18 protein-coding genes and 1 other annotated feature are annotated in these 19,396 nt (G+C 41.9%); all 18 genes read right to left on the bottom strand.

The genetic code is table 11. The features are described from left to right. Nucleotides 1-38: 38 nt before the first annotated feature. The 18 genes from RSX31_RS10570 to recD2 all read right to left on the bottom strand — a co-directional run bounded on the left by RSX31_RS10570 (nucleotide 39) and on the right by recD2 (nucleotide 19,391). The gene (locus tag RSX31_RS10570) at nucleotides 39-737 is read right to left on the bottom strand and encodes a DUF1510 family protein (protein ID WP_315634485.1); all 699 of its coding nucleotides are present in this window, start codon (nucleotides 735-737) and stop codon (nucleotides 39-41) included. A 137-nt stretch (nucleotides 738-874) separates the two neighbouring features. Continuing rightward, a complete protein-coding gene (locus RSX31_RS10565; RefSeq protein ID WP_315634484.1) occupies nucleotides 875-2,632 on the bottom strand; it encodes a peptidoglycan D,D-transpeptidase FtsI family protein in 1,758 nt (585 codons plus the stop codon). A gap of 99 nt (nucleotides 2,633-2,731) precedes the next feature. Next, complete coding sequence (gene greA, locus RSX31_RS10560) at nucleotides 2,732-3,208, bottom strand: transcription elongation factor GreA (protein ID WP_148969762.1); 477 nt, start codon at nucleotides 3,206-3,208, stop codon at nucleotides 2,732-2,734. Nucleotides 3,209-3,386: 178 nt separating this feature from the next. Further along, nucleotides 3,387-4,022 (bottom strand): uridine kinase, encoded by a 636-nt coding sequence (gene udk, locus RSX31_RS10555; RefSeq protein ID WP_148969763.1) that lies wholly within the window; start codon nucleotides 4,020-4,022, stop codon nucleotides 3,387-3,389. Nucleotides 4,023-4,027: 5 nt separating this feature from the next. After that, nucleotides 4,028-5,305: a peptidase U32 family protein gene (locus tag RSX31_RS10550; RefSeq protein WP_148995793.1), complete on the bottom strand. Its 1,278-nt coding sequence runs from the start codon at nucleotides 5,303-5,305 to the stop codon at nucleotides 4,028-4,030. 37 nt (nucleotides 5,306-5,342) lie between these two features. Continuing rightward, nucleotides 5,343-6,272 carry a peptidase U32 family protein gene (locus tag RSX31_RS10545; protein ID WP_315634483.1) on the bottom strand — a complete coding sequence of 310 codons (930 nt, stop codon included), beginning with the start codon at nucleotides 6,270-6,272 and terminating at the stop codon, nucleotides 5,343-5,345. Beyond that, a complete protein-coding gene (locus RSX31_RS10540) occupies nucleotides 6,269-6,916 on the bottom strand; it encodes an O-methyltransferase (RefSeq protein WP_148995795.1) in 648 nt (215 codons plus the stop codon). The genes RSX31_RS10545 and RSX31_RS10540 overlap by 4 nt, the downstream gene beginning before the upstream one ends. A gap of 200 nt (nucleotides 6,917-7,116) precedes the next feature. Then, complete coding sequence (gene mltG / locus RSX31_RS10535) at nucleotides 7,117-8,256, bottom strand: endolytic transglycosylase MltG (RefSeq protein ID WP_315634521.1); 1,140 nt, start codon at nucleotides 8,254-8,256, stop codon at nucleotides 7,117-7,119. A 165-nt stretch (nucleotides 8,257-8,421) separates the two neighbouring features. After that, a complete protein-coding gene (locus RSX31_RS10530; protein WP_044339564.1) occupies nucleotides 8,422-8,712 on the bottom strand; it encodes a DUF1292 domain-containing protein in 291 nt (96 codons plus the stop codon). 14 nt (nucleotides 8,713-8,726) lie between these two features. After that, nucleotides 8,727-9,143: a Holliday junction resolvase RuvX gene (gene ruvX / locus RSX31_RS10525; protein ID WP_148969767.1), complete on the bottom strand. Its 417-nt coding sequence runs from the start codon at nucleotides 9,141-9,143 to the stop codon at nucleotides 8,727-8,729. A gap of 3 nt (nucleotides 9,144-9,146) precedes the next feature. After that, nucleotides 9,147-9,413, bottom strand: coding sequence for an IreB family regulatory phosphoprotein (locus RSX31_RS10520; RefSeq protein ID WP_034757362.1), 267 nt, complete (start codon nucleotides 9,411-9,413; stop codon nucleotides 9,147-9,149). 83 nt (nucleotides 9,414-9,496) lie between these two features. Further along, nucleotides 9,497-12,130, bottom strand: coding sequence for an alanine--tRNA ligase (gene alaS / locus RSX31_RS10515; protein WP_148995796.1), 2,634 nt, complete (start codon nucleotides 12,128-12,130; stop codon nucleotides 9,497-9,499). 62 nt (nucleotides 12,131-12,192) lie between these two features. Continuing rightward, nucleotides 12,193-12,421: a binding site (T-box leader), on the bottom strand. 76 nt (nucleotides 12,422-12,497) lie between these two features. Next, complete coding sequence (locus tag RSX31_RS10510; RefSeq protein WP_315634482.1) at nucleotides 12,498-13,574, bottom strand: AI-2E family transporter; 1,077 nt, start codon at nucleotides 13,572-13,574, stop codon at nucleotides 12,498-12,500. A gap of 365 nt (nucleotides 13,575-13,939) precedes the next feature. Continuing rightward, nucleotides 13,940-14,080: a YrzQ family protein gene (locus RSX31_RS10505; protein WP_113971292.1), complete on the bottom strand. Its 141-nt coding sequence runs from the start codon at nucleotides 14,078-14,080 to the stop codon at nucleotides 13,940-13,942. A gap of 6 nt (nucleotides 14,081-14,086) precedes the next feature. Continuing rightward, nucleotides 14,087-14,272 (bottom strand): hypothetical protein, encoded by a 186-nt coding sequence (locus tag RSX31_RS10500; RefSeq protein WP_034757353.1) that lies wholly within the window; start codon nucleotides 14,270-14,272, stop codon nucleotides 14,087-14,089. Between the two features lie 195 nt (nucleotides 14,273-14,467). After that, nucleotides 14,468-15,466: a biotin synthase BioB gene (bioB, locus tag RSX31_RS10495; RefSeq protein ID WP_315634481.1), complete on the bottom strand. Its 999-nt coding sequence runs from the start codon at nucleotides 15,464-15,466 to the stop codon at nucleotides 14,468-14,470. Between the two features lie 17 nt (nucleotides 15,467-15,483). Next, nucleotides 15,484-16,080, bottom strand: a complete 597-nt coding sequence (locus RSX31_RS10490) for a biotin transporter BioY (RefSeq protein ID WP_315634480.1) — start codon at nucleotides 16,078-16,080, stop codon at nucleotides 15,484-15,486. Nucleotides 16,081-17,000: 920 nt separating this feature from the next. Then, complete coding sequence (gene recD2, locus RSX31_RS10485) at nucleotides 17,001-19,391, bottom strand: SF1B family DNA helicase RecD2 (RefSeq protein WP_315634479.1); 2,391 nt, start codon at nucleotides 19,389-19,391, stop codon at nucleotides 17,001-17,003. Nucleotides 19,392-19,396: the final 5 nt, after the last annotated feature.

The raw sequence follows: 19,396 nt of genomic DNA, 5'->3' as shown, positions 1-19,396 counted from the left end.
GCTCTCCCTATTAAAAGGGAGAGCCTTTTCATCACATATTAATCTTTATCATTTTCCACTAATTCCTGTACTTTCGTAGGCTGCCATCCCTTGCCTTCCACCCATTGGAGATAAACTCTGTATGGGGTTTTTGTATCTTTAGCCGTCACGGTAGCCATGGACTTCTGAGGTCCGCCATTCCCTTCCATCCACCAAACGGTCATGTTTTCTTCGGGAATGCCTGTTGCATAAGAAGTAGCCTTGATTTTTTCCTGCCAGTCTACAGTGCCTTCATCATATACAGACACGTGTTCACCGGTTTGCTCAGTCCCAACCGGCTTCCAGTCAGGATGCACCATTGTTTTCTTCACATTGGGTTCGTCACTATCTTCCACTTTTAATTCGCTTTGGTCTTCCCCCTCTAATGCAACAGTGTCCTCTTCATCAGAAGCTTTGTCTTTTTGTTTTTCTTCATCGCTCTTCTTTTCTTCTTCTTTTTTATCTTCATTATCTTTTTCCTCAGATTTTTTATCCTCATCTAGAGAAACAGATTTATCTTCTTTTTCAGCATCCTTATCGCTTGAGCCTTTTGTTTCTGTATCAGCAACGTTAGATGATGCCTTCTCATCGCCGCCTCCCATCACTATTGTTGCTCCGACAACGATAATCAATAAAAGTACGACTGCGATCATTATGTTCAAAATTTTATTAGAATTCTTCTTGGATCGTTTATCTAATCGAGATTGGTATTTCGCCATTACGTTCCCTCCCTATTATCCTAAACATTTTAACATGATTAGAGGAAAAGAATAAAGCGAAACATTATCCATCTCAGCTGGTTTTAGTTACTTTCATAAGAAAGGGAAAAAGGTCGCAGGACCATTGTACAACAGGGCTAATTATTCTCAAGATTATATATGGCATCTACGCTATCTTTGAAAATCGGATAGATCCCTCCCTCATCGATCTTCACATCCATGTTGACGGCAACGAGGGAGTATTTGGGATTTTCAAAGGGAAAATATCCGGCGAACCATTTATTGTATAATTCATTTTCCTTCGTTTCTGCTCCCCGATAATTCCCTGTTTGGGCCGTTCCCGTTTTCCCGGCAATCGTGTAGGCAGCTGTTTGCAGGTATGGAGCTGTTCCTTCATTGGAGTTCACCACTCCCCTTAAATACTGCTGAAGCTTCATGGCCGTAAATGGAGTGATCGTTTCACCCTTTGCCTCCTGTTTGGGGAAGGAAAACATCTTCGTTCCGTTTTGGTACTCGACTGCGGATACGGCACTAACCTGATATTTTTCCCCTCCCCTTGCGATGGTGGCCATCATATTGGCCATACCAAGGGGGGTGACTCGTACTTCCTGTTGTCCAATGCCTGTTTGAGAAACAAGTTTTGGTTCATTTCTGTGTTCTTCATTCGCGAAAATCCTTCCTTCACTCACTTGAAGCTGAGGAAAACTTTCATAATGAAAGACGTTCCCTTTCCAGGCAATGTCTCCAAGCAAGCCGATCTTTTCAGCATACTCATCAAGAAGACGGTCATCCTTCTCCGTTAGTTCATTCGCCAAATCCGCAAATGTTCGGTTACAGCTGACAGCGATACTCGTTTTAATATTAATGTTCCCATGGGGTTTTTCCGCAGGACCACCTAGAATATCTTCATCACATGCAAACAGCCTGCTTTCATCCACAATCCCTTCGTCCATGGCTGCAGCGGCGACAACGGTCTTAAATACGGAGCCGGGGATCAACGCCTTCAGCATATGGTTCGTTGCCCCGCCACTAAACGGGTCCTTGCTGCTCATGGAAGGCCTTGATACACTGGCTACAATTTCACTTTTTTCAATATCAAGAAGCAGTAATCCACCCTTTTGAATGTTATACGTATCGGCGACTTCTTCCAATGCTTGCTGCATCCTTGCATCGATTGTCGTTTTCACATTAAGGGGGTAGAAGGGATTGGCAGGGGCAAGATATTTCACGTCTACACCGAAAAGGGGACCACCGATGGCATCCACATGATAGATCAGCTTTGCTTCTTCCTCTGCGACCAGCCACTCGTCAAAGCTTTCTTGAAGGCCTGACACGCCAATTTTCTGATTCGCTCCTTTTACTTTATCAGGATAGCGCTCATGAAATACCTCTGTATTTTCTCCTGTTACGCCGATCAACTGAGAAGCAGGGACTTCGGTGCTTTTGAACTTTTTAGTGAGTGCAAACACTCCCTGAATTTCAAGGGCATTAATGTCACTCATTTGGCTTTCCGTCAGCTGTAACGGTTCTCTTCCGCCAAAGATGATCGGTCCTTTCGCTTCCGCAAGCTTTGATAGGATTGTTTGAGGTGGTACATGGAGAATATCTGCCACTTTTTCTGCAGGCCAGTCCATTTTCTTCAGGAAAGGAAAAAGAACAAGAACATTTTTCTCCGTATAAGTAAGTGGTTCCCCGTTCCGATCGAGAAATTCTCCCCTGCCTTCATCAATCACCAATTGTTGCGTTCGTTGAGAGACACTTTCTTCGAGAAGATTGATTTGATGTTTCGAATAAGATTCTGTTTGGAATAATTGCAATTGCATCAGTCTAGCTGCTAGCCCAAAAAGAGCAAGTAATAAAAAGATACTGAGTAACCTGATTCGTTTTCGTTTCATTTTGTCACCTCGTCCCCATTGTTGACGAGTTTCATGTGAAATAATCTTATTCACAGCATAAAAAAAGAAGGGACTCGCTTATGAGTCCCTTCTACATGATCAGCTTACTTCTACAATCTTCACATTCATTTCTCCACCTGGAGTTTGAACGCTTACTTTCGCTCCTACCTTATGACCAAGAAGGCTTTTCGCGATTGGTGAATCATTTGAAATTTTCCCTTCAAATGGATCCGCTTCTGCACTACCAACGATTGTGTATGTTTCTTTGTCTCCGTCCGGCAATTCAACGAACGTCACTTTTTTACCTAATTGTACTGTATCTGAGTTCATATCATCTTCTTGAATGATTTTCGCATTGCGAATCATGTTCTCTAAAGTAGATATACGACCTTCAACAAATGCTTGTTCATCTTTCGCTGCGTCGTACTCTGAGTTCTCGGATAAATCTCCAAAGCTGCGGGCGATTTTAATACGCTCAACAACTTCTTTACGTTTAACCGTTTTCAAATTCTCCAGTTCTTTTTCTAACTTCTCTTTACCTTCTGCTGTCATCGGAAATACTTTATCTGTACTCATGACCCTCTTCACTCCTTTTCTATCTAAGAGTTTCCCCATACTCTTTATGTAAATGTTCATTTGCAGGTTATGTAAAGGTAGGGAATGGAGAGAGAATTCATTCTCTCTCCATTCCCTGCTTCTTTACAATGTGGGAAAATGTAAAATCTACCTATATGTCTTTATCTATGCTATCGTATTACAAAAATGACTTTTGTTCAAGAATTGTTTGAATTTTTGTTACCATTAAATCGATTGCCACGTGATTATGCCCGCCTTCAGGAATGATCACATCGGCATATCGCTTTGTTGGTTCAATGAATTGATTATGCATAGGACGAACGACTGTGATGTATTGATCGATGACGGAATCGATGGAACGGCCGCGCTCTTTAATATCGCGAAGCATTCTTCTGATGATGCGAAGATCGGCATCTGTATCTACATATAGCTTAATATCCATTAAGTTACGCAATCTTTCATCTTCTAATACTAAAATTCCTTCTAAAATAATAACATCTTTCGGTTCAACGAGAATCGTATCCTCAGAACGGGTGTGCATTTTATAATCATAGACCGGTTTATTTACAGGCTGATGATCAATTAGACCGTTCAAATGTTGAATTAATAGATCATTATCAAATGCCAATGGATGATCATAATTCGTTTTAAGACGTTCCTCAAAAGGTAGATTCGATTGATCTTTATAATAATAATCCTGCTGCAGCATTAGAATCGAATGACCTTGAAATTGTTCATATATGGCTTTGGTAACACTTGTTTTACCTGAGCCGGATCCTCCTGCTACACCAATCACAACGGGTTTATGCTTCATAAGTATTAGGTGTTCTCCTTTCGCATCATGTTATCAGGATATACTCTCTGATGAACCTTGAATTTCACAATTTGTAATGGGTGACGTGCAACATCAAGCTCATTTCCTTTTTCATCCCACATCTTCTCGACAACTTGTGTAAAGTTGGAGATCTCAGGACCAAAAAATTCTACTTCCTGTCCTATTTTAAAATGGTTTCTTTGTTGCAGGGTGACGATTTGAGTTTCTTCGTCGTAATCTAGCACAAGTCCGACAAATTCATAATTTGTGTTTTTCTTATTATGAACACCAAACATTTGCTCCTTGAAGCCTGGAACTCCCTCAAAGAACGCTGGAGCTGTTTCACGATTTGCACATTTATCTAGCTCTTCCAGCCATTCTTCTCGAATCGTAAAGTTATCGGGATCTTTACAGTACTCGTCAATCACTTTACGGTATACACTTACGACAGTGGATACGTAGTGAATGGATTTCATGCGTCCCTCGATTTTTAAGCTGTCAATGCCCAATTCAATCATTCTCGGTATCGATTCAACCAGCTTTAAATCTTTAGGACTCATGGCAAATGGTGCATCACCATCTCCGTAAAGAGGATTTTCATTTTCTCCGTCGACTTCATATAAATCGTAATCCCAACGGCATGATTGACAGCAACCGCCACGATTTGAGTCACGGGCCGTCATATGGTTACTTAAAGTGCATCTGCCGGAATAGGCAATACACATGGCACCATGGATAAAGGTCTCGATTTCAATATCTACCTTTTCTTTCATTTCACGGATTTCGTCGCCGCTTGCTTCACGTGCCAATACCACTCGGTCAAGTCCTTCTTCCTTCCAGAACTGGACTGCTTTCCAGTTTGAAAGGGACTGTTGGGTACTTAAATGCACTTCCACATTTGGTGCGACTCTTCTGCATGTTTCTATGATGAGTGGATCAGCGACAATAATCCCAGCGACTCCCGCCTCCTGAAGTCCACGTAAGTAGTCTTCCAGGCCATCCATATTCTCATTATGGGCATAGATGTTGGTTGTTACATAAATCTTCGCGCCATAACCTCTAGCAAAATCCACGCCCTCTTTCATTTGTTCGAAGGTGAAATTCCCGGCGTTTGAGCGCAGACCGTATTCCTGCCCGCCAATATAAACTGCATCTGCACCGTAATGGACAGCTATCTTCAATTTCTCCAGATTACCGGCAGGAGCCAGTAACTCAGGTTTCTTCACAATGACACGTCTTCCATCTACTATCTTGGATATTGGTTTTTTCTCAACCGTGGCCATCGTAACTCCTCCGTTCTGATCAAACTTCATTTCGTTCTTAATACACCGTTTCTTTAAAGAAAAATCCAGTATCCAATGGACGATTTTCTGGTTGCAATCTTTTCGCTTCTTCTAAAAATCCGTCTTTCTGCTCGTCATATTGAACTTCGTCCTCTATACATAGATCAATGGCTTTTCGATATAGTTTCGTCACCCCAAGTATATAGTCTGATGATTTCAGGACACCATCGATTTTGAAGGAATCAATTCCGGCTTCAATCATTTCACCCAATTCATCGACTATGCACATATCATTCGGACTCATAATATGAGTGCCATTCTCATCTTCATATATTGGGTATTTATTATGACGTTCTTCATCGTGAAGGAACATATTACGTTGTTCTTTACGGTTTTCAATCTCCATCGCCTTGCCTCTATACTCAAAATAGTTACCAAGTAAAGAGCGTTTTGATTGAAACATGCAGGTCATTCCGTGGACCTGGACCTCGATTTCAACTTCTGCATTCTCTTTCATCTCCACAATGGTATCCATGCTTAATTCCCTGGCCAGAACAGCGCGTTTTGCCCCTTTTCTACCCCAATAATTACATGTATACCAATTGGTGGCAGTCGTTTCCGTGTTCCAATGAAGAGACATATCCGGTGCCACTTCCCGGGCTGCCATCAACACAGCAGGATCCCCGAACACAATCGCATCCGCGCCGGCTTCTTGAAGAAATGCAATATAGTCCTCAAGTTCAGAAATTTTATCATTATGGAAGAGGGCGTTCATGGCTACATACACTTTTTTACCGTGTTTGTGTGCCACTTTGATCGCTTCTGCTACATCTTCTCTTGAATACTCTCCTGCAAGCCTTAAGCCATACCTTTGTTCGCCAATCATAAACGCATCCGCTCCCGCCAATGCTAACGTTTCGATATGAGAAACAGAGACAGGGGTCACGAGTAATTCTGGTTTTTTCATGAGCGATCACCTCTTTTTTTACTGATGGCAATGCCGTCTCCAACGGGTAAAATACTCGTATCAAATTGCCCATGATTCATGAGCCATTCATTATAATTCTTCAATTTTTTGACCATGTTCCGAATTCTTTTCTGTTCTACCTCTTCTTGTGCGACAAGTCCCTTAAACAGGACATTATCCGAATAGACGACCCCTTCTCCTGAAAGCATTTCTGAGTAGAGTTCAAAGAATTTAAGGTATTGACCCTTGGCGGCATCTATAAATATGGCATCAAAAGGACCGTGCTTTTCCACTTCTTCGCCGAGCTCCAATGCATCACCGAATAAAGTTACGACCCTCTTTCCAAACTCAGAACGAGACAGATAGCCCTCGGCTGCGTCGAATCTTTCTTCGTCACGTTCAAGGGTAACGATTGTCGAGTGAGGAAGAGCCTCCGCCATTCTGAGAGCGGAATACCCAATCGCAGTCCCAATTTCCAAGATGCGTTTCGGTTGTTGTATACGTAACATCCCCAGCAATGCTTCAATCCCTACCAGTTCCATAATCGGAACGTTATGAGCTTCTGCGTACTGTTCCATCTCAGCAAGTAAAGGGGAACGTTCTTTTACGATTGATTCTATATAGTGAATAACCTGTTCGTTCATAAATAAGCCTCACGATCATGTTCATAAGTGGTCTCGGGTAACGATCCATTCTTTAGACAACATGAAAAGAAGAAAGCTACAATGAGCTTTCTACTTCACACACATCTTCATAAAGATATCGCCCGTATATAAAAATAACTTGTACTATTTTATCACATAGAGAAGAGGAAAGCGAATATTTCTTTCCTCTTCTCACCGCTCTATTCTTCTTTGTTTGTAATGTACTTCGCCTTTTTCTCGTTATGTTCTTCTAATGTTTCAGAATAATAGACGGATCCATTGGCAGAAGCCAGGAAATAGTAATACTCTGTATCCTCCGGTTCCAAAGCCGCTTCAATCGAAGACACCCCTGCATTCGCGATCGGACCTGGCGGTAACCCCTTCACTTTATAAGTGTTATAGGGTGAATCCACTTCAAGATCTTTGTAGACGGTTCTTTTTTTATGTTTACCTAACGCATAAAGCACTGTCGGATCGGTTTGAAGAGGCATACCTTCTTCAATACGATTGTAAAAGACACTTGAGATTTTTCCTCTGTCTGCTTTTTCTGTTGCTTCTTCTTCAATGAGGGAAGATAACGTAAGAAGCTCATGGGCCGTGTATTCCCTATCTGCCATTGCTCCCTCATATTGAGCGAGGACTTCGTTCGTTTGGGCAATCATCTTCATTAATATCGCTTCTAACGAAGGCTTTTTCTCATAGAAAGGGTACGTCGCAGGATATAGATATCCTTCCAAAGGACGTTTAATTTCTTTCTTCAATATTTCATCAGTTATCAATGCCGGATATTCCTGTTTTAATTGCTCGATCCATTTCTTGTCATTTAATTTATCTACAATTTCTTCTTTTTTGTATGGCGACTTATCAGCAATAAGCTCAGCGATTTGATCTAATTGCAGTCCCTCAGGTATGGTAATCTTAAATTCTGCTTTTCTCATTACCTTACCTGTTTTTAAGCTATTAACAATTTCATTTAATGTCATGGAAGGTGTCAAGTCATATGAACCTGCTTGAAAACCGGATTCATTGTTAAATTTCACATAGTATTTAAAGATTGTAGAATTCTTAACGATTCCTTCTTCCTCCAGAATGTTCCCGATGGATGTCACTCCAGAGCCTATAGGTATTTCAACTTTTACGGGTTTCGTATTGTCCGGATCGACGGGTTTTAATGCTGAATTCACGTAAAGGTACCCACCAATGGCCGTTCCTCCAATAATGATGACAAGACAAAGAATGACAAGTCCTACTATTTTTCTAATGACCTTTGCCTCCTCTTGTCTTTCCAGCAATTTTTTCATGAGTGTCTCTTTTATATTTTTGTTCTTTTCCAAAGCTATATTTCCCCCTTTCGAGCAAAAAAGCGGGATATCCGTTAAAGGTAATTCGACATCATCTCCACTATTATACAATATTTTGCACAAAGTGAAACAGGGACCTGCAAAAAGGTGAATTTTTTGTCCCTTTTTGCGGTCCCTGTTTCTTATGAAACTATAGCTTACTGCTTATTCTGCGTCTTCTTCTTCGTCTAAGAAAGTGTTTAACATTTCCTCGATCATGTCCCACTCTTCTTCAGTTTCAATCGGCTTTAATTCGCCTTCTTGACCTTCGTCTCCAGGAAGGAAAGCAGAAGCATGAATTTCAATTTCTTCTTCGTCGTTCTCATCTGCTCCCAGTGGATAGTAAAGGACATATGATTTATTGAATTTATCTGATTCAAACGTGAAAAGAACCTCGCATAATTGTTCATTTCCTTGTTCGTCAACTACTGTAATTTGTTTTTCTCCGTGTTCCATGAACATTCACCTCATTATTTTTGGCTGTCAAGGTATCCTTGGAGGATCATCATTGCAGCCATTTTATCAATTACTTTCTTACGTTTCTTCCTACTTACATCGGCTTCTAAAAGAACTCGTTCCGCAGCCATTGTACTCAGTCGTTCATCCCAGTATTTAACGGGAAGGGATAACTCTTGCTGAATTAATTCACCATAAGCTTTAGACGCTTCTCCCCGGGGACCAATTGAGTTGTTCATATTTTTAGGCAATCCGACTACAACTGTGTCCACCTGGTACTCTTCGGCAAGTTCCTTTAATCTGTCGATCCGGAACACACCTTGATCTTCGTCAATCTTAATCGTTTCAATTCCTTGAGCGGTCCAACCAAGCTCATCGCTAATTGCGACTCCCACTGTCTTAGAGCCGACGTCTAAACCCATTACACGCATGTATTATCCCTCTTTGTGCTGTTTCAAATACGATTTGACTAATTCTTCGATGATCTCATCACGTTCTAAACGGCGGATGATATTTCTGGCATCTTGATGTCTAGGAATGTAAGCAGGATCTCCAGATAATAAGTACCCTACGATTTGATTGATTGGGTTGTACCCTTTTTCTTGAAGAGCATCATGAACTTGCAGGAGTACTTCCTTCACGTCATGTTCGAACGGCTCCTCTGAAAAATCAAATCGCATCGTTTTGTCAAAAGAACTCATTTTTAGCACCTCTCTTTAGGCTTGTCTTTTTGACAACCGAATTGTTAATCGTTACCTACATTGTACACCACTTTCACACGGAGTTAAATGGATTTGACCCATTCTTCTACAATTTGCAGGGCTTCTTCTACTTTTTCCGGGTGTTTACCCCCAGCTTGAGCCATGTCCGGACGGCCACCGCCTCCTCCACCACAGCGTGAAGCCACTTCTTTAACAAGTTTTCCAGCATGATATCCTTTTTCGACTAAGTCCTTCGTAACTCCTGCAATGATCGTAACTTTATCGTCTCCAGTTGTTGCCAATACAATAACCCCTGAGCCCAATTTCAGTTTAAGATCATCCATCATTGTACGTAATCCATTGCTATCCCCAGCAGCCACTTTCGCGGAAAGAACATTCACCCCGTCAATGACTTTGACTTGATCCGTTAAGCTACCTGCTTCTATGTTAGACAACTTTGCGGATAATGATTCATTTTCTCTCTGAAGCTCTTTCATTTCTACTAATAAAGAGTCCACTCGGTTGACGACTTCTTTAGGATTCGCTTTAAGTTTGCCTGCTACTTCCTTCAGTTGAGAAACTTGATCATTCAACACTTTATAAGCATTCTCTGCTGTAACAGCTTCAATCCTTCTCGTGCCTGCTCCGATTCCACTTTCAGAAAGGATCTTAAATAACCCGATTTCAGACGTGTTTGATACATGACAGCCACCACAAAGTTCTAAGCTATATTCTCCAATCGATACGACGCGAACTTCTTCGCCGTATTTTTCACCGAATAAAGCCATAGCCCCCATCGCTTTTGCCTCTGATAATGATTTAAGGGCTGTGTTCACTGAAATAGCCTTCCAAACCTTCTCATTGACGATGGTTTCGATTCGCTCAATCTCTTCCTGGGAAACAGAACCGAAATGAGAGAAGTCGAATCGCAGGCGATCTGGTTCCACTAATGAACCTGCCTGGTTTACATGATCTCCAAGAACATCTTTCAATGCCTGATGAAGGATGTGAGTAGCTGTGTGATTTTTCTCCACTCTTGTTCTGGATTCACGGGACACTTTCGCAAGAACTTGTGCTTTTTGCTCTAACGTACCCACTTCAACGATGGCAGAGTGAAGGTTTTGGCCATTAGGAGCTTTTTTGACGTTTGTTACCAAAACTTTCACACCCATAGCTTCAATGTATCCTTTATCGCCGATTTGTCCTCCGCTCTCTGCGTAGAATGGTGTCTGGTCCAGAATGAATTGACATTCCTGTCCTTTATCTACTTTCGGCTGGCGTTCATTGTCAACCAACAGTTCAAGAATAGTAGCAGTCGTTTCTAACGTGTCATAACCTACAAAGTGACTTTCTACCGTGATGTCACTAAGGACTCCACCCTGCACTTGCATGCTTCCTACATCCTGGCGAGCCGATCTCGCTCTTTCACGCTGAGCTTCCATTTCTTTTTCAAAACCATCATGATCAACTGTTAATCCTTCTTCTTCTGCATATTCTTCCGTTAATTCAACCGGGAATCCGTACGTATCATACAAACGGAAGACATCCTCACCAGGAACGATCTTGTTACCTGCAGATTTTTGTACCTTGATGATGGAAGAAAGAATAGCAAGCCCCTCGTTCAATGTTTCGTGGAAACGATCTTCTTCATTTTTCACTACTTTTTGGATGAATTCCGCTTTTTGTTTCACTTCCGGATAGAAATCCACCATGATTTCAGAAACAACCGGAACCAACTCATACATGAATGGACGGTTGATTTCAATTTGTTTCGCAAATCGAACCGCACGGCGAAGCAGTCTTCTTAATACATAGCCACGGCCTTCATTGGATGGAAGTGCTCCGTCACCGATAGCGAAGGAAACCGTTCTGATATGATCAGCGATGACCTTGAACGCTACGTCTATGTCACTGTCTTTTCCGTAAGACTTACCGGAAATTTCTTCTGTCGCCTTTATGATCGGAATGAATAAATCGGTATCAAAGTTTGTAGGTACTTCTTGTACGACACATGCCATACGTTCAAGTCCCATACCGGTATCGATATTCTTCTTAGGGAGCGGAGTGTACGTTCCGTCAGGGTTATGATTGAATTGTGAGAACACAAGATTCCATACCTCAAGGTAACGATCATTCTCTCCACCCGGATATAATTCAGGGTCTTCAGGATTGTCCCCATATTCCGGCCCGCGATCGTAGAAAATTTCTGTATTCGGGCCACTTGGACCTTCTCCGATATCCCAGAAGTTCCCTTCAATTCGGATGATTCGTTCAGCTGGTACGCCTACTTTTTTGTTCCAGATGTCAAATGCTTCATGATCTTCGGGGTGAATGGTAACGGAAAGCTTCTCGGGATCAAAGCCGACCCATTTCGCGTCGGTCAAAAATTCCCAAGCCCATTCAATTGCTTCTACTTTAAAATATTCTCCGATCGAGAAGTTTCCAAGCATTTCGAAAAAAGTGTGATGACGTGCTGTTTTCCCTACATTTTCAATATCATTTGTACGAATCGACTTTTGGGCATTCACGATTCTTGGATTTTGAGGGATGACACGTCCATCAAAATATTTCTTTAATGTCGCTACCCCACTATTGATCCATAAAAGGGACGGATCCTCATGCGGAACCAATGATGCACTTGGTTCCACCCCGTGTCCTTTTTCTTGAAAGAAATCTAAAAACTTCTGACGAATTTCTGCGCCTGTTAATTTGTTCATTTTCAAGCTTCCTCCTTTATATGTATGGTTAAAAAAGAATACAAAAAAGCCCTCATCCCTAAAACAGGGACGAGAGCTGTTTCTCGCGGTACCACCCTGGTTATGAATAAAGGAAAGCCCTTCCGCTTTTCTTTTATTCATCCCTCAAAACACCTTAACGCGGATAGACGGCAGGCTTTACCTGCACTCAGGATTAGCATTCGGTTATCCTTCATCTAAAATCCCTTACAGCCTGGGGGATTCCTCTCTGGTAGATGGACTATAACGTACTCGATCCTTCATAGCTTTCATTTTATACGAATACTTGTATATGTTGGATTATAGAAATATTCACTGTATTTGTCAATGTTGATTCTTAATTTTTCAGCTAATCTTCCCCTGCTGCATGAATGAAATGGGTTCGTCCATGTAAAATCGCTACTTTTACCACAGCTAAAAAAGGTACTGCAACAATCATTCCGATCACACCCCCTACTTCACCACCAATGATAAGGGCAGCCATAATAAACAGAGGATGCATATGAAGGCTTTTTCCCACAATGAGGGGCGATAAGATATTGCCCTCCAGGAATTGGAGAACTACGACCATGATGACGACATATATCATCATATTGACAGAGATCGTACTTGCCACAATGGCTGCTGGAACCGCTCCGATAATAGGTCCGAAATAGGGGATTACATTGGTTACTCCAATGATCAATCCGAGGATCAAGGGATACTTCATACCGATCAACCAGAGTGTTAATGCTGAAAGTCCCCCAATGATCAAACAAACTAAAAGCTGTCCCCGGATATAGCCTCCCAGCGATTCATCCACATCCTTTGAAAATGAAATCGCGCTGTTCCTCCATTTTTTTGGGGTAAGCTGCCACAGGAATTTTTTCACTTTCGTAATATCCTTTAATAAATAAAAGGATACAAAGGGAATTATTGCAACAAGCAGCAAGCTGTTCATGAACTTCATCACAGTGGCCAGAACGACTGCGACAAGCCCCGTCAACCAGGCTTCGATCCCGTCAATTCTTTCCTCTAATTGAGATTGTATTCCGTCAGGCCAAGTGGAGGTCTCGCTTTGCACATAGTCCAGCCACCTCTGGTATTGTTTTGTAAAAAGTGGCGCATTCTCTGATAAATCTTTCAGCTGATGTATGATGATGGGAGTCCCCTTATAGACCGCATACCCTAATCCTCCGAAGAAAAGGATGTAGATGAGCATGATCGCTATCCCTCTATGAATGCCCGCCTCATGGATTTTTTCTACTATTGGATGAAGCAAATAGGCAATGAATCCCCCTATCAAAAAGGGTAGAAGCGAAAAGAACAATACTTCCAGGACCGGATGCCATACAGGCTTTAATAAGTAGAGAATATATAGGAATATAGCAAGAATAAGAGCTATTGAAAGTCGGTACAACCATTTGGCATAGGGTTTCTTTTCCATCATCTACACTCCCTTCTCTTCTATATTGTTGGAAGATAGAAGGGTATTTTATTCATTGGACTTAAACAAAACGTGATGGGCAGCTTGGGCATACCCGACAATAAATCGTGGGGATGTAAGGAGCGAGAGCCTTTTCGCTGATATATTTAAAATTCCGCTGATAAAGCTGGGATTTCGCTGATATATCGGAAATTCCGCTGATAAAAGTGAGTTTTCGCTGATAAAACAAAAATTCCGCTGATATCCAAATAGCAGCTTCTATATCAATAAAGATTTAGTGATTTTTTCTTCTGATCTAAGTTCTCTTCATATAAAAAACCAGGAAAATAAAAAAAGACTGACCCGAAAGTCAGCCTTTTTAGCTGTTAAAAAAGTTTCTTTACTTGTTTACGAATTCGTTTCATTTGTCTTTGGTTCATCATATTGGATCTTTGTGAATAGATAGAAGCAGCGATTCCTGCTCCAAAACCAACGATGGATGCAAATGTTTTGTTCAAGAAAGACACCTCTTCCTAGCTTAGTCGGCGTTCTTCCTCATCAAACAAGTCGTCTAAGGAGCTCAGTGATCCATCCTCTTCCACTTGATGAGTATGAATGACTCCCTTTGACAATGAAAGCTCTATATAGCAACCCCAGCAATAATATTGGTTGATGCCGATCTTTCCGATATCTTTGCTCTGACAATTTGGACACTTCATCGGTAAGGTTCACCTCTATTACACCAAACCTGGTGTGTATTCCCTACCATCATGACCAATCCGAGCTCTTTTTATACTTGTTCAATGAGAATATCCGCCCAAACGATGTTTAATCACCGTTCTTATATAGTGTGGGATATTTTCTTGATTTCATAAGGAGTAACCTTTTCCAAAGCACCCACCTAAATTTATTTATTATGTTGTCTGCTCACTTACTTCCTTCACATAATCAACCTCAAACCCCAGATCTTCAAGCATTTGGTGATCGGCTGTACCTTCCTGGCCGGCTGTCGTTAAGTAATCACCAACGAAAATCGAGTTTGCCGGATAAAGGCCCAGTGGCTGCAAACTGCGCAGATTCACTTCCCGTCCCCCTGAAATACGGATCTCTTTTGTCGGGTTGATGAAGCGCATTAAACAAAGAACCTTCAAACAATATCTCGGATCGAGGTCGTTTGTTCCTTCAAGAGGTGTACCATCTATAGCATGTAAAAAATTCACTGGAATGGAGTCGGCATCCAACACCTTTAAGCTGCGGGACATATCAACCACATCCTGCAATGTCTCTTTCATGCCGACAATGATTCCCGAACAGGGAGAAATCCCTTGTGCTTTCGCTTGTTCAACGGTGTTCACCCTGTCTTCATATGTATGGGAAGTGGTGATATTTTCATGATGGTTCTCTGAAGTATTGATGTTATGGTTATAACGGTCGACCCCTGCTTCCTTTAACCGTTTCGCCTGATCGTCTTTTAATAAGCCTAAACATGCACATACTTTTAAGTTATACTGCTCTTTGATTTCCTTTACTGCCGAAACCACATGATCGACTTCACGATTGCTCGGGCCTCTTCCACTCGCCACAATACAATATGTTCCCACATTTAGCTGGTGAGCATTTTGGGCTCCTTTTAATATTGTCTCTTTATCCACCATGCGATATTTCTCGATCGGAGCATTTGAAACAATGGACTGTGAACAATATCCGCAGTTTTCAGGGCATAAACCTGATTTCGTATTGATGATCATATTCAATTTCACTTTGTTCCCATAATAATGTTTTCGAATCAGGTAAGCGCTATGCAATAATTCCAGAAGCTCATCATCAGGACTTTGTAAAATCGATAAAGCCTCTTCGTTTGTGATTTCTTCTCCCTCGATCACTCCAAGTGCCAGTTCCTTCCACGTTTTCATGTGAAATTCCTCCCCTTTTATGCCGCTCTTTTTATATTCTTAAATGTACTCTTTGACAGGACCGATTTCTCCAGGCGATGAGCCATAATTCCTGCACACACGGCTAATATGATATCCTTCGGTAAAGGAACCACCATCCAGCCCCATGCAAGTTTATATGTAAATCCTTCAGGAGCTGCAGCCCAAAGCTTGTATGCTGCATACATCCAGTTCGTACCAACCACATAATTGACAGTCATCCCGACTAGCGCCGCGAAAATGTAGACCTTGATTCCTTTATGTTTTTCTACGATTTTACCTGTAATGTATGCTGTGAAAATAAACGAAACGATAAATCCGAATGTCGGGCTCACAATAGAGGATAATCCTGCTCCAAATCGTGCAAATACCGGAACACCCACGAGTCCCACCAGTGCGTATACTGTCATGGAAATCGCCCCGACCCTGCTTCCAAGGATCGCCCCTGCTAAAATGGCGAAGAACGTTTGTAACGTAATGGGAACGCCGCCCACTACCATAAAAGGTACGAATGTCGTGATGTTGGCACCTATCGCCATAAGTGCAACAAACATCCCTGCCAGTGTAAGATCGATTGTCCTTAATTTTCTGTTCATCTGTCTTCCCCCATCTGTCTTTTTTCTACAAGATAAGGATATCGCTTTCTTTAAATATATGTCAACTTAAATTTATTTATAGTTAACAATAATTGTTACTAATATGTCCAATTCGTAAAGATTGATCTTTTTAACAGAAGATCTGCTTGGTTCTGTCCATTAGTGTGTGCAGGATGGTGAGGGGAACCGCTCCGCTTTCCGCGGACGTTCGGCCGAGCCTCCTCAGCTTAGCCGAACGGGGTCTCGGCACGCCCGTACTTCCGCAGGTGTCTACGCAGTTCCCCTCACCATCTATAAGAAAATCGCGTGAAAGAGATTAAAAGTGACAAAAACAATCTATAGAAAACAGAATTTCATTACACTATTGAAGGCGACCACTGCCCTTCACTAGAGGTAATTTAACGCGGAGCAAAAAAGATTATGTACAGATAAGATTATTTTTCGATCCTATTTTTTTGTCATTCAAGGAAAGGATATAGCTAATCCTGCAGTTAACATTTGGTACCATACACAGACGAATTAAAGGAATTGATTAACCAATTGAAAGTAAGTCCACTGTTCTTCCAAATTATGAGTTAACATAATATTTTTACTCTTTTGTATATAATTTGTTTATCTATACTTGCACAGAGTGGATTGTAGCGGAAGGCACTTGACTCCTGCGGGAAATAGAGGAAAGGTCGAGACCCCGCAGGGCAAAAGCCCGAGGAGACTTGACTTCCTCCCCGAGGAAAGCAAGTGCCTGGAGCGGAAAGGAACGGTCTATGTTTTCCTATGTTTTTGACTAACATTCATTCAAAAGATAAATTTACTTCTCCTGACCTGACTCAGCATAATCAGTGGAAGAGATTCCAAAAGAGTGTATAGAAAAAGGTCAACGAATGAATAATTTCTCCAGGAGAAATATTCATTCGTTGACCTTATGCTTTCATGAAATCATAGGGGCTGATGCCTTCCATTCCAATCATTGGATCCTCATTCAGCAAGATTTCTTCAATGGGTAAGTCTTCTTCAGAAGAAATTGCCGTGTTCTCTGCAGCGGTTAAACCGTTCAGTTTTTCACTTAGGGTTGTTTTGCGGAGAAAATCATCTTCTCTCTCAACTCCAAGCGTAAAAGCATCAAGCTCCCCACAAAGAATGAGGAATTGCTTGCTCCTGGTAATGGCAGTGTAAAGAAGATTCCTTCTCAGCATCCGATAATAGCTTTTCACGACAGGTAAGATCACAATGGGAAACTCACTTCCTTGTGACTTATGAATCGAGCAGCAATACGCATGGGTAATTTGCATGAGATCTTGTCTCGTATAGGTGACCTCATTTCCTTCATATGAAACAATGATCATATCTTGCTTCTCAGTGTTTTCCTTCGCATAAAAGATCGAGACGATTTCACCGATATCCCCGTTGAAAACATTGTTTTCAGGTTGATTGACAAGTTGAAGAACCTTATCCCCAATACGATATTTCACATCTCCAAATGCGATCTCTTTCCGGGTACCGTCATTGCTATTGAAGATTTCCTGAAGGAGTTCATTCAATCGATCGATACCTGCAGGGCCGCGATACATAGGAGCAAGGACCTGTATATCTCTCGGGGAGTACCCTTTTTTCTTGGCGTTCTCAACGACTTTTTGAACGACTTCGGATATTTGATTGGTTCTGCATGGAAAGAAGGATCGATCCTTTTGCTGTTTGGTCAGATCTGCAGGAACCTGTCCCCTTTTCATATAGTGAGCAAGTTCAATAATGGAAGAGCCCTCTTCCTGTCTATAAATATCCGTTAACCTGACTGTCGGCACCACTTCCGATTTCAATAGATCCTTTAGTACCTGGCCGGGACCTACAGACGGTAATTGATCTTCATCCCCGACAAATATCACTTGAATATCTTCAGGCAGGGCCTTCAATAATTGATGGGCAAGCCATGTGTCGACCATGGACACTTCATCCACAATTAACAACTTCCCTTCAATAGCACGTTCTTCATCACTCTGAAATCCTTCTTGACCGTTCCAGCCTAGAAGACGGTGAATTGTCATGGCAGGGAGGCCCGTGGATTCTGTCATTCTCTTCGCCGCTCGACCAGTCGGGGCTGTCAGTAAGACAGGGAAGGGTTCATCTTTGTAATCCTTGGGATCCAAGGAGCAGCCATGGAGATCAGCAAACAGCTCGACAATCCCCTGAATGACGGTCGTCTTACCGGTTCCGGGTCCACCGGTCAACAGGAGCATGGGAGACATCAACGCTGTTTCGATGGCTTGTTTTTGGGAAGGTGCGTATTGAACTCCCAGTCGGTCCTCCAGTGCTCCAAGTGACAGAAGAAATTCGGATTGAGGAAATTGATCTTCATATTGGGTTTGAGACAAAATCTTTTCGATGTTTGTCACGATCCCTTTTTCCGAGAAGTAAAGAGAAGGAACATACACTTTTGTGCCTTCTCCAATGACTTTCCCCTCTTCCTCCAAAGAAACCAGTTGACTGGATATTTCAGTGTAATCGACCTTTTCGGGCTGACTTTTCTCAAGGAGCTCCTTCACCGTTACAATGAGTTCTTCTGCCTCGAGATACACATGGCCCTGCTTTACACATGTTTGTTCAAGGGTGTACAAACAGCCTGCTTTGATCCGGTCGGGATGACTGCCTGTCAAACCAATCTTAGAACCAATCTCATCGGCCCGGGTAAAGCCGATTCCTTCAATATCTTCCACGAGCTTATAGGGGTTATTTTGAATGATCTCAAGCGCCTGCTCTTTATAGGCTTGATAGACCTTCATGGAAATTTGGGGTCCAAACCCCAGATCATTCAGCATGATCATGACCCGCTCCAAGCCTTGATGCTCGGAAAGCGTATCATAAATACTTTTCGCCTTTTCCTTTGGAAGCTTTGGAATTTCATCAAGGAGGCTTGGATTTTCGAGTATTTTGGTAATGGCATTTTCCCCGATATGTTCCACAATTTTCTCAGCTGTTTTCTTCCCGATTCCTTTAAATAAATCACTTGATAAATAATGGACGACACCTTGTGTGGTTTGTGGGATTTCTTTCTTGAAATGCTTTGCATGAAACTGCATGCCAAACTTTGGGTGCTCTTGAAACCTCCCGTAAAACACGTAGGTCTCATCTTCATGAATCTTAGGAAAATTCCCGGTTACGACCGCTTCTTTGTCTTCATAAGTATCATTCGTTTCATCTACCCGGATACGGACGACGGTATAGAGATTTTCCTCATTATGAAAAATCGTGACAAGGTGCCTTCCTTTTATATAGATTTCTTCCTCACCAAACAGCTTTAAAGAATCTTGCTGGCTCAAATCAG

Origin of the sequence: Rossellomorea yichunensis, from assembly GCF_032337515.1 — a bacterium.
Taxonomy (GTDB): Bacteria; Bacillota; Bacilli; order Bacillales; family Bacillaceae_B; genus Rossellomorea; species Rossellomorea yichunensis.
Note: the sequence above shows the minus strand (reverse complement) of the source record. Positions and strands in the feature narration are given on the sequence as shown.